Annotated in this window: 17 protein-coding genes; 15 read left to right on the top strand and 2 right to left on the bottom strand. The window is 73.0% G+C overall.

Annotated features, from left to right (window positions below; genetic code table 11):
• Positions 1-23 precede the first annotated feature (23 nt).
• Complete coding sequence (locus tag E4P38_RS03000) at positions 24-290, bottom strand: hypothetical protein (RefSeq protein WP_135130248.1); 267 nt, start codon at positions 288-290, stop codon at positions 24-26.
• 26 nt (positions 291-316) lie between these two features.
• On the bottom strand, positions 317-529 hold the full coding sequence (locus tag E4P38_RS02995) for a hypothetical protein (RefSeq protein WP_135130247.1): 213 nt from the start codon (positions 527-529) through the stop codon (positions 317-319).
• 21 nt (positions 530-550) lie between these two features.
• On the opposite strand from E4P38_RS02995, the gene E4P38_RS02990 reads away from it, so the two are divergent.
• The 15 genes from E4P38_RS02990 to E4P38_RS02930 are packed head-to-tail and all read left to right on the top strand — an operon-like array spanning position 551 to position 8964.
• Positions 551-748: a hypothetical protein gene (locus tag E4P38_RS02990; RefSeq protein WP_135130246.1), complete on the top strand. Its 198-nt coding sequence runs from the start codon at positions 551-553 to the stop codon at positions 746-748.
• Entirely contained in the window at positions 745-1929 is a 1185-nt protein-coding gene (locus tag E4P38_RS02985; protein WP_135130245.1) for a hypothetical protein, read from the top strand. The genes E4P38_RS02990 and E4P38_RS02985 overlap by 4 nt, the downstream gene beginning before the upstream one ends.
• Positions 1929-2252, top strand: a complete 324-nt coding sequence (locus E4P38_RS02980; protein WP_135130244.1) for a WhiB family transcriptional regulator — start codon at positions 1929-1931, stop codon at positions 2250-2252. The genes E4P38_RS02985 and E4P38_RS02980 overlap by 1 nt, the downstream gene beginning before the upstream one ends.
• Positions 2252-2659: a hypothetical protein gene (locus tag E4P38_RS02975; RefSeq protein ID WP_135130243.1), complete on the top strand. Its 408-nt coding sequence runs from the start codon at positions 2252-2254 to the stop codon at positions 2657-2659. The genes E4P38_RS02980 and E4P38_RS02975 overlap by 1 nt, the downstream gene beginning before the upstream one ends.
• Positions 2659-3414, top strand: a complete 756-nt coding sequence (locus E4P38_RS02970) for a hypothetical protein (protein WP_135130242.1) — start codon at positions 2659-2661, stop codon at positions 3412-3414. The genes E4P38_RS02975 and E4P38_RS02970 overlap by 1 nt, the downstream gene beginning before the upstream one ends.
• Entirely contained in the window at positions 3402-4262 is an 861-nt protein-coding gene (locus E4P38_RS02965; RefSeq protein ID WP_245160745.1) for a DNA adenine methylase, read from the top strand. The genes E4P38_RS02970 and E4P38_RS02965 overlap by 13 nt, the downstream gene beginning before the upstream one ends.
• The gene (locus tag E4P38_RS02960) at positions 4259-5587 is read left to right on the top strand and encodes an AAA family ATPase (RefSeq protein WP_135130241.1); all 1329 of its coding nucleotides are present in this window, start codon (positions 4259-4261) and stop codon (positions 5585-5587) included. The genes E4P38_RS02965 and E4P38_RS02960 overlap by 4 nt, the downstream gene beginning before the upstream one ends.
• The gene (locus E4P38_RS02955) at positions 5584-5838 is read left to right on the top strand and encodes a hypothetical protein (protein ID WP_135130240.1); all 255 of its coding nucleotides are present in this window, start codon (positions 5584-5586) and stop codon (positions 5836-5838) included. Before E4P38_RS02960 ends, E4P38_RS02955 begins: the two co-directional genes overlap by 4 nt.
• Positions 5835-6032 carry a hypothetical protein gene (locus E4P38_RS22765; protein WP_167760429.1) on the top strand — a complete coding sequence of 66 codons (198 nt, stop codon included), beginning with the start codon at positions 5835-5837 and terminating at the stop codon, positions 6030-6032. Before E4P38_RS02955 ends, E4P38_RS22765 begins: the two co-directional genes overlap by 4 nt.
• Positions 6033-6049: 17 nt before the next feature.
• Positions 6050-6181 carry a hypothetical protein gene (locus E4P38_RS23740; RefSeq protein WP_280791040.1) on the top strand — a complete coding sequence of 44 codons (132 nt, stop codon included), beginning with the start codon at positions 6050-6052 and terminating at the stop codon, positions 6179-6181.
• Complete coding sequence (locus E4P38_RS02950; protein ID WP_167760428.1) at positions 6178-6927, top strand: CAP domain-containing protein; 750 nt, start codon at positions 6178-6180, stop codon at positions 6925-6927. The genes E4P38_RS23740 and E4P38_RS02950 overlap by 4 nt, the downstream gene beginning before the upstream one ends.
• Entirely contained in the window at positions 6924-7445 is a 522-nt protein-coding gene (locus tag E4P38_RS02945) for a hypothetical protein (protein ID WP_135130238.1), read from the top strand. Before E4P38_RS02950 ends, E4P38_RS02945 begins: the two co-directional genes overlap by 4 nt.
• Positions 7442-7663, top strand: a complete 222-nt coding sequence (locus E4P38_RS02940) for a hypothetical protein (protein ID WP_135130237.1) — start codon at positions 7442-7444, stop codon at positions 7661-7663. The genes E4P38_RS02945 and E4P38_RS02940 overlap by 4 nt, the downstream gene beginning before the upstream one ends.
• Positions 7660-7854, top strand: a complete 195-nt coding sequence (locus E4P38_RS02935; protein ID WP_135130236.1) for a hypothetical protein — start codon at positions 7660-7662, stop codon at positions 7852-7854. The genes E4P38_RS02940 and E4P38_RS02935 overlap by 4 nt, the downstream gene beginning before the upstream one ends.
• Positions 7855-7875: 21 nt before the next feature.
• The gene (locus tag E4P38_RS02930) at positions 7876-8964 is read left to right on the top strand and encodes a hypothetical protein (RefSeq protein ID WP_135130235.1); all 1089 of its coding nucleotides are present in this window, start codon (positions 7876-7878) and stop codon (positions 8962-8964) included.
• The last annotated feature ends 61 nt before the right edge of the window (positions 8965-9025 follow it).

Genomic DNA, 9025 nt, shown 5'->3' with positions numbered 1-9025 from the left:
GCCCGCCAGGCCGCACGAGCGCATCAGTTCACCAGCTCGAATGCCTCACAGATGCCGCAGGGAACGGACGAGGAGTCCATCGTTTGCCCAGGCGGCCATGGCTTGCTGCCGACCTGCTGCACCGTGGCACCACACATCGCGCGCGCCGGCAGATCGTCGACGGTTGTCCCGGTCAGGACGGCGTGCGGCACCCGCAACGTCGTCGAATCGGTCCCGGACATGTGCCTGGTCTGAACCAGCCGAAGCTCGTAGCCAGTGATGAGCCCGCTCTGCGTCATGCCGTTCAGCATGACGCGCCTCGCAAGGACATCCCTGCTCACGCATGGCGCAGCCGCACCCGGTCCTCCGGCACCGACATCACGTGCTTCCCCGCGCCCCACTCCTTCTCGGCCACGAACTCGACTGACGCCCGCCATGAGCCGTCGGGCCAGCGCACCCAGGCGTCCTGCGACCCGGGCCACCACGCGCCGTCGAGCTCCACCTCGACCGGCCGCAGGGGGTCGAAGCGCTGCACCCCCGGGCCGCTCACGACGCCCACGGTAGGTGCGCGGTGACGTGGACGTCGCTCGACCGGTGGACTTGCCCGACGTGCGGCAGCACCGAGGCACCGGATGTCCCCGAGGACGAACTCGCGGCGGCGATCCGCGCCGTGCAGCAGGAGCACGCCGCCGCCCACCCCGCGCCCCGCAAGCTCCCACCGACGTCGCCGTCGAAGATGCGCCGCCGTCGTGCCGGGAGCCGGTCATGACCGCGGCCGCGGTCACCGCCCCATCGACGACCACGAACGAACGGGCCGCCGCGACGATCTGCCGGCACGCGACCGACCTCGCCGAGGCCCGTGAGCTCCTGGAGATATGCGGCATCGTCGAGCCCGGCGGCAGCGAGATCCTGCCCGACCAGACCGGCGGCATCCGTGTCCCGTCGATCGGCCGCATGGCGAACATGGACGGGCCGCCGCCGTCGCCCGTCGACCCTGACGAGCCGCGCGCACGACACCTCACCACCCCGCCAGGGCTGCGTGTCCTCCCCCCGCTGTCTGCTGCGCCCGCCGTACGGAAGCCGCCGAAGCCGAAGAAGGCCGCGGACCGCGACGCCGCTGATGACGGTGTCCGCCAGCACGGCCGGCGGACTGAGGCAAAGCCGCGCGCCGACGTCCCCCGCCGGCAGCGCGCAGCTGTCGCCGTCTGCGGCTCCACCGGCGGATACGCGCGCCACAAGCGGCTGAAGGAGTCGATCTGCGATCCGTGCCGCGAGGCGAAGAACGCCTACTGGCGGGAACGTGACGCTGCCCGGCGCGTCGAGCAGGGACGCCCCTCTGCAGGGGGCCGTAAGAAGGCCGCCGACTGCGGCACCCGCAGCGGCTACATGCGTCACCTCCGGCTCAAGGAGCCGACGTGCCCAGCCTGCCGTGCCGCCAACAACCGGGGCACGGCAGCAGGAAGCCCTGAGGAGGCGCGACTGCTCGCCGCCGGCGTCAACCCTGTCGCCGCGGCCGTCCTCGCCGCAGGAGCTACCGGCGGCGCACCACCAGAGACCCCCACTGAAGGGACAGCGCCGGGAACCATCGGGGCCGACGCTGCAGGGACGGCACCAGAGCCTTCTGGGTCTGGTCATGGGTACGCGGGGCCTGACGCCCAGCCGCAGGTAAGCCCGTCCCGTTCCCACTCCGGAGAGGGCGGGGGGCTCGGCGCGTCAGATGCACCGGCCGCGCCCCCCGCCGCCGGTGACTGGCTGACCCAGGCCCAGCGGTCACCGCACCGGGCCGTCGCTCGCGCCGCCGCCCTCACCGTGGGTCTCCGTCTCCGCGTCGAGACAGCGACCACCGCCCAGCTCGCCGACGGGCGCCTCCTTGCCCGTCTCGACGCCGCGCTCGACGACGTCGCCCGCGCGCAAGCCAGAGCTCCGAAGCAAGGAACTGGAGACACGTGATGGCTACCGCCTCTTCCCCGCGGTCGACCCCACCCCCGCCTGAACTCACCACCGGCGCATGGCGCGACCGCGCCGCCTGCCACGACCATCCCCGGCTCAAGCCCGCCGCCTGGGACGACGGCATCGTCGGCATCCACGAGACCGTCCAGAGACGGGCGAAGCGCATCGGCCGGGCCAAGGCCGTCTGCCGCACCGAGTGCCCCGTGCGCTGGGAGGTCCTCGCCGCGGTCAACCTGGACTACGACGAGGGCATCCGCGGCGGCGAGGACCTCCGCGACCTCAAGGCAGCCCGCCGACGCGCCCGCGCCGGATGGGCCACCTGATGACCACGCCCGAAGAGATCCGCGCCCAGGTCGACACGAGCTACCCGCGCACGCACCCGGACGGGTCCATCAACGCGCAGCACGTCGCCGTCGAGCAGACCCTCCGCGAGCGCCACGGCCTCCCCTCCTACATCGCCGCCCTCGACGGCCCGGGCAAGTTCCGCACCTTCGACGACGTCCACGCGGCCGCGGTCGAGCGCGTCGGCGCCAAGCTCGCCCGGCTCGAGATCGAGGCCGCCGCCGTCAACGCGGTCGCCGTCGCCTCGGTCGCCTACCGGGAGAACCGCCTCGCCCTGTCCCGGACCCTGCGCTGGTCCCTCGGCTACGGCCTCGAGCTGCCCGAGCTCGTGTCCACGTCCGGGCTGCCCGAGGCCCTCGTGCTCGAGCTGCTCGACGAGGTCGACTGATGGCAGATCCCCGCACCTACATCCGGGTGCACGACGGCATGGACGAGCACCCGAAGATCGAGCCGCTGTCCGACGCCGCCTTCCGTCTGCTCCACAAGTGCTGGGCCTACTGCTCGCGGCAGAAGACCGACGGCCGGCTGACCGACGCCGCCTGGCAGAACCGCGGGACGGCGAAGGCCCGGCAGGAGCTCGTCGACGCGGGCCTGGTCCACCTTCCCGGGTTCGAGTGCCCGCATCCGGCCGAGGACTGCCCACCGGCTCCTGGTGGGCACGTGCAGATGCACGACTACCTGGACTGGCAGCGGTCGGCGGCCGAGATCGAGGAGCTCAGCCGGAAGCGGTCCGAGGCTGGCCGGCGAGGTGGCAGAGCGCGAGCAGGAAGCCGGGCAAGTGCCAAGCAAGTGCCTGAGCCGGTGGCAGGCAACGTCGAAGCAGATACAGAGACAGATACAGAGACCTCACTTCGTTCGGTCAGCGACGCTCCGCGGCGCGGCGGACGAGGCTCCCGGATCCCCGACGACTTCGCCGTCGACGACGAGCTCCGTGGCTTCGGTCGAGGCCTCGGCTTCACCGACGAGCGCGTAGACGCGATCACTGCGACGTTCATCGACTACTGGCGGGGTCGGTCCGGCGCGGGCGGCGTGAAGCTCGATTGGCCGGCGACCTGGCGGAACTGGATCCGCAAGGAGGCCGAGCGCAGCCCGCGCCCCGTCGGCGCCACGGCCGCGTCGGGGAGGCCGTCGTGGGAGCTCTGACGCCGCCGCTCGCCTACTTCGGCGGGAAGACGACGCTGGCGCCGCGGATCGCGGCGATGCTGCCGGCGCACCAGCACTACGTGGAGCCGTTCTGCGGCGGCCTGTCGGTGCTCCTGGCCAAGTCGCCGTCGGTGATGGAGACGGTCAACGACCTCGACGGTCGGCTGATGACGTTCTGGCGTGTCCTACGTGATCGCCCCGCCGACCTCGAGCGCGTCTGTTCGCTGACGCCGCACTCGCGCGCCGAGTTCCACGCGTCCCAGGACGTCGACGAGGACCCGGTCGACAACGAGCTCGAGGTCGCTCGGCGCGTGTGGGTTCGCCTCGCCCAGGGCCGTGGCGGCACGCAGCGGCGGACCGGCTGGCGGAACTACGTCAAGCCGCGAGGCTCGTCGATCGGGATGCCCGGCTATCTCGAGGCCTACGTCGACCGGATGGCAGCGGCCGCTGCGCGCCTAGCGCGTGTGTCGCTGGAGTGCAGGCCGGCGCTCGAGCTGATTGACCAGTACGGCGGCGTCGACGACGGCGTTCTGCTGTACGTCGACCCGCCCTACCTCGGCGCAACCCGAAGCTCTGGCGGAGGGTCCGGCTACCTCGTCGACATGCGCTCGGAGGCGGAGCACCTCGAGCTGCTCGCCGCGCTCCGCCGGTGCAAGGCCGTCGTCGTGCTCTCGGGCTACGACAGCGCGCTCTACGCCGAAGGGTTGGCCGGCTGGGATCGCCAGACGTTCCACGCCACCACGAACGGGACCGCAGCAACCGGTGGTCAGGCGACACGCACCGAGGTGCTCTGGTCCAACCGCGAGCTCGCCCACCCGACCCTCTGGGACGACGAGGTGCCGGCATGACGAACGCGATCACCCGGCACAACGTCGACGCCGAGCGGGCGCTCCTCGGGATCCTCATCGACTCCCCGCAGCTCGCCGACGCCTGCGGTGTCCGCCCCGGCGACCTCGACCCCGGGCCCGGGCACGACGTGATCCTGTCCGCCGTCCTCGAGGTGTTCGACGCGCACCGCACCGGCGACCCGGTCCTCGTCCTCGACCACCTCGCTCGCCGTGACCAGCTCGGCCAGGTTGGCAACGAGTCGGCCCGCGCCGGCGTTTACGTCGCCGAGCTCCTCGAGGCCGGCCGCGGCCTGCCGTCGGTGCAGCACTACGCCCGGCTCGTGCGGGAGGCGACCGTCCGCCGCCGGATCTACGAGGTCGGCACCCGGCTGGTGCAGTCGGCGACGACGACGCCGGACCTCGACGCGATGCTCGACGCCGCCTCGGACATGTCGCTGCAGCTGGGGATCCTCGTCGACGACCCCGTCGAGGGCGACGCCCCGATCCCCGGGCTGAGCCTCATCGAGGAGTTCATCAACGAGCCGTCGCCGCCGCACTCGTGGGTGATCCCCGGCGTCGTCGAACGCGCCGACCGGATCATGCTGATCGCCGGCGAGGGCGTCGGGAAGTCGGTGCTGGCCCGCCAGATCGTCACCCTCCTCGCCGCCGGCCGGCACCCGTTCATGCCGAAGGCGATCATCCGGCCGCGCCGCACCCTGCTGGTCGACCTGGAGAACCCCCCCGACCTGGTGCGCCGCAACCTCCGTGGTGTCGTCGGCCAGATCCACGCAGAAGGCCTGGACCTCGGCGGCCGCGCCTGGCGGTGGAACCGGCCAGGCGGCATGGACCTCCGCGGACCCGTCGACCGGCAGCTGCTGGCCCGCGTCATCGAGAAGACCCGGCCCGACCTGGTCGCGATCGGCCCTGTCTACAAGGCCTACGGCTCCCGCCCCGGCGACAGCCACGAGACCGGGCCGGCCGAGTTCGGCGCGGCGATCGACCACCTGCGGGAGCGGTACGGCTGCGCGTTCTGGATCGAGCACCACGCACCGAAGGCCTCCGGATCTGAGGCCCGCCGCACCGACCCGATCGGCTCGTCGTACTGGCTGCGGTGGCCGGAGTTCGGCCTGGTCCTCAGGAGAGAGCCGCACTCGGAACCGAACGTCTACATGCTCGACCGCTTCCGCGGTGACCGCGACGTCCGCTGCTGGCCGGACCAGCTGATCAAGCACGCATCCCGCTGGCCCTGGGCCACCGACTACGACCCGGACAACAAGGACGCCCTGTTCCGGGCGATCGACGAGGACAACGCCATCCCCATCCCCGACACAGGAGGCACCTCATGACCACCGGATCCGGATCTGCGGGCACCGCGGGCGAAGGCTTCCGGGCCGTCCCCGACCCGATCACCTGGACGACCACCGGCGGCGACGTCGTCACCGTGTGGGAGGCCCGGCCGGGTGACTGGCGGTGGCACGTCACCGCGACCAACCACGAGGTCGGTGACCACGGCGAGGGCCACACCCGGAAGGAGGGCGCGGTCGAGGCCGCGCTCCGTCATCACCCGCACGTCGACGACGGTCGGGAGGGGCAGTGACTAAGCGCCGGTTCGGTACGTGCGGCGCCCCCGGCCCCTACGGCGCCCACTGCACCGAGCATGCCGGCCACCGGTACTCCTGCTACGACGCCGGGGAGGACGTGTCGTTCAACGACCGCCAGGACTGGCTCGCCGCGCACGCCTGCGGGGACGCGGACTGCCCCGACAACGGTTACCGAGCGGAGGACCGGTGACCCCAGGGGGAACGGACGTGAAGCGGGCCCTGATCGCCACCGCCGTCGGGCTGCAGCTCCTCGTCCCCAGCCTCGCCGCCCGGCTGGCCGGCTGGCTGTGGGTGCGCTCCGTCGACCGGGCACTCGCCTACCAGCGGGGGAAGCGATGAGCCCCGGACGGCACCGGCCGCCCCCGTGGTGGGCACGCAACCCGGCGCCCTCCGCGGTGGGTGCCGGCGTCCTGGTCGTCGCCCTGGTGATCGGTGTCGCGGCCGCCGTCGGCCCCCGGCCCGAAGTCGACCAGCGGCAGCCGATCACAGCGCAACCCACCAGCAGCCGTGCGTCCGGGACGAAGCCCTGGCCGACCGTCGCAATCCCCTCGATCGGCGCGTCCGGCGCCTGGGACCCCGACGCGACCACGTCGCCGGAGTCGAGTACTCCCACGGTCGACCGGCCCACCGCGACCCGCTGCTCGCGCTGCGGCGAGCGGACGCCCGTCACGTCATCACCCACCGAGCCGGCGACCACCAGCACGCCCGACGTCGTCGAGCACGCGGCCGCGGATCCCGAGCCGGGCGTCGCAGCCGAGCTGCTCGCCCTAGTCAACCGCGACCGGCTCGCCGGCGGCTGCGGACCAGTCGCGCCGCACCCGTCCCTGGCCGACCAGTCCCAGACCCACGCCCAGCGGCAGGCCGCCGACGACTCCATGTACCACTCCCCCGGCGTCACCGGCTTCCACACCTGGGGTGAGAACATCGCCGCCGGCTACGACACCGCGACCGCCGTCCACGACGCCTGGATGCGGTCGGCCGGCCACCGCGCGAACATCCTCAACTGCGGGTTCACCGTCATGGGCGCCGGCTCCGCAGACTCCGCGATCGGCGTCCGCTACTGGACAGAGCAGTTCGCGGCATGAGCCTGGCCGAGCGGTTGACGTTCATCTTCTTCGGGCTCGTCCTGGTGGGATGGCTCTACTGGCTCACCGGCAGAGTCCAGCGGATCCTCACCTACGCCGAGCAGCTGCTCGGCGCCGGCGCCCGACTCCTCGCCGCCGCACCGTCGAAGTCCGCGCCCCGCACGGTCGCCGCGGAGGACCTCCAGCCGCGCACCTGGTGGCCGAAGCTCCGCGCGCTCGCCGACCGGATCCGCACGATCACCGTCGACGAGGACCAGGTGGCCACCGCCGAGTTCGTCGTCCCGGCCGAGCCCGCCCACCTCGAGCTCGACCGGTGGGCCGACGACGGCGGTCGCGGCCCCGCGCTCGCTCCTCCCCCGCCGGCCGTGCTCGGCCCGGCGACCCGCCCCGCACCCCGCGTCGACCTGGCCGCCGGCCTGCGCGCCACACCACGCCGCCGCCCCCGGCCCCTGCCTGAGTCCGACGACGTCGACCGCCGGCTCGCCCGCTTCAGCTATGCGGAAGGACATCACCGATGACCGCAAGCCCCGTCTACACCGGCCGCTGGACCTGCAGCAGCTGCGGCCGAACCGTCGAAGTGACCGCCACCGACCTCGACGTCGCCTGCTGCCTCGACGCCGTCCGCGACCGGCACGCCGAAGGGCACGCCACCGCGACCTCCCCCCGAGTCGCAGCCCGAGCACGGCGGGCCGCATCACGTGCCGCTGCCCGCCGCCGAGCCAAGGAACAGCCATGACCCACGCCGCCATCGACTGCGACCTGTTCCACGACCGGGACGACGACGTCACCGAGGCCCGCCACCCCACGGCCGGCCAACGGGACGCGATGGATCTCCTCGACATCGACCCCGGCCACCACCCGCTCGTGCGGCTCACCCTCGCCGACTGGCGGCGCGTCGACCGCGTCACCGCCGCCATCCACCGCTGACCCGTCCCCGGAGCCGCCGACGTGCCCGACCCCGCCCCTCTCTGCATCGTCGGCCGCCGCCCGCACCCGGCCACCTACGGGCAACTGTGCGACCACCACCGGCAGGAGCTCAACACCTGGCTGCACGACATCGAACGGGAATCGGCCGACCTCGACCCGGCGCCACCCACGTCCAGCCGCTACGACCGCGCCGGCGGAGGCGCGCTCGCCTCCCAGCGCTCCCCCGCCGTCCTCGACGCGATCGTCTTCACCGACCAGCGGTCCACCGCCCACGGCTACCGGCACACCGGCCCGGTCTGCAGCCGGTGCCCCACACTCGCCGGCCGCCGCTGCACGTGCCCGCCGCTCGACTGGCGCCGCGCAATGCACTGGGCCGGCTGCCCCCGACAGGACACCCACCCCTCCTGCCTGCACATCCTCGCCGACCGCGACGAGCACGAGGCCCACGCCGAGCAGCTCGTCGCCGTCCTCAACGTCCTCCACGGCCTGGCGCAGCGGGTTCGGGACGAGCGGCTCCTCAAGATGCCCATCCGCAACGTCGTCGACCGCGTCCCCGGGATGCCGAAGCCCGTCGACGGCTGCGCGTGCAGCAGCTGCAAGGCCGCCCGCTGGATCCGGCCCATCCCGATCCCGCCCACCATCAGCAGCGAACGGAAGATCCTCACCGACCACTTGGACTGGATCGCCCGCCAGGACTGGGTCGACGAGCTCCGCCGCCAGCTCGCCGACCTCCGCGGTCAGCTGCTCCGCGCGAACCGCAACCAGGAGGACCCGCCCCTCTCCGGTCACTGCTACCGGCTCGTCGACGGGGTCGAGTGCGGCGGCACGCTCTGGCCGGCGGAACCCAAGCACTCCAGCGGTTACGAGGACGACGCCCCGGACCGGCCGCGGGCGATCGTCTGCGAGCTGCACCCCGTCGAGCATCGGTGGGAGAGACACGAGCTCGCCCTGTTGTCGCTGATCCTCGAGCGGCAGCGCCTCGACGAGCTGCCCCCGGCCGCGCCCGGCCCACCCCCACCGCCCGCGTTCCCGGCCGGCCCGTCCGCCGGCCACGGCGACCGGCTCACTGCAGTCCTCGACCAGCAGCGACGAGAGGACACCGCGTCATGACCGCCGTCGGCGTCGTCCACTGGCTGCCCGGACACCGTTCGGGGGACTTGTCTGCGGACAA

Origin of the sequence: Blastococcus sp. CT_GayMR16, from assembly GCF_004570875.1 — a bacterium.
GTDB lineage: Bacteria > Actinomycetota > Actinomycetes > Mycobacteriales > Geodermatophilaceae > Blastococcus_B.
Note: the sequence above shows the minus strand (reverse complement) of the source record. Positions and strands in the feature narration are given on the sequence as shown.

Bases quoted from the DNA above. Each gene is read 5' to 3' on its own strand.
- E4P38_RS03000 (WP_135130248.1), bottom strand. From the start codon at position 290: ATGCTGAACGGCATGACGCAGAGCGGGCTCATCACTGGCTACGAGCTT.
- E4P38_RS02985 (WP_135130245.1), top strand. From the start codon at position 745: ATGACCGCGGCCGCGGTCACCGCCCCATCGACGACCACGAACGAACGG.
- E4P38_RS02980 (WP_135130244.1), top strand. From the start codon at position 1,929: ATGGCTACCGCCTCTTCCCCGCGGTCGACCCCACCCCCGCCTGAACTC.
- E4P38_RS02975 (WP_135130243.1), top strand. From the start codon at position 2,252: ATGACCACGCCCGAAGAGATCCGCGCCCAGGTCGACACGAGCTACCCG.
- E4P38_RS02970 (WP_135130242.1), top strand. From the start codon at position 2,659: ATGGCAGATCCCCGCACCTACATCCGGGTGCACGACGGCATGGACGAG.
- E4P38_RS02960 (WP_135130241.1), top strand. From the start codon at position 4,259: ATGACGAACGCGATCACCCGGCACAACGTCGACGCCGAGCGGGCGCTC.
- E4P38_RS02955 (WP_135130240.1), top strand. From the start codon at position 5,584: ATGACCACCGGATCCGGATCTGCGGGCACCGCGGGCGAAGGCTTCCGG.
- E4P38_RS02950 (WP_167760428.1), top strand. From the start codon at position 6,178: ATGAGCCCCGGACGGCACCGGCCGCCCCCGTGGTGGGCACGCAACCCG.
- E4P38_RS02945 (WP_135130238.1), top strand. From the start codon at position 6,924: ATGAGCCTGGCCGAGCGGTTGACGTTCATCTTCTTCGGGCTCGTCCTG.
- E4P38_RS02940 (WP_135130237.1), top strand. From the start codon at position 7,442: ATGACCGCAAGCCCCGTCTACACCGGCCGCTGGACCTGCAGCAGCTGC.
- E4P38_RS02935 (WP_135130236.1), top strand. From the start codon at position 7,660: ATGACCCACGCCGCCATCGACTGCGACCTGTTCCACGACCGGGACGAC.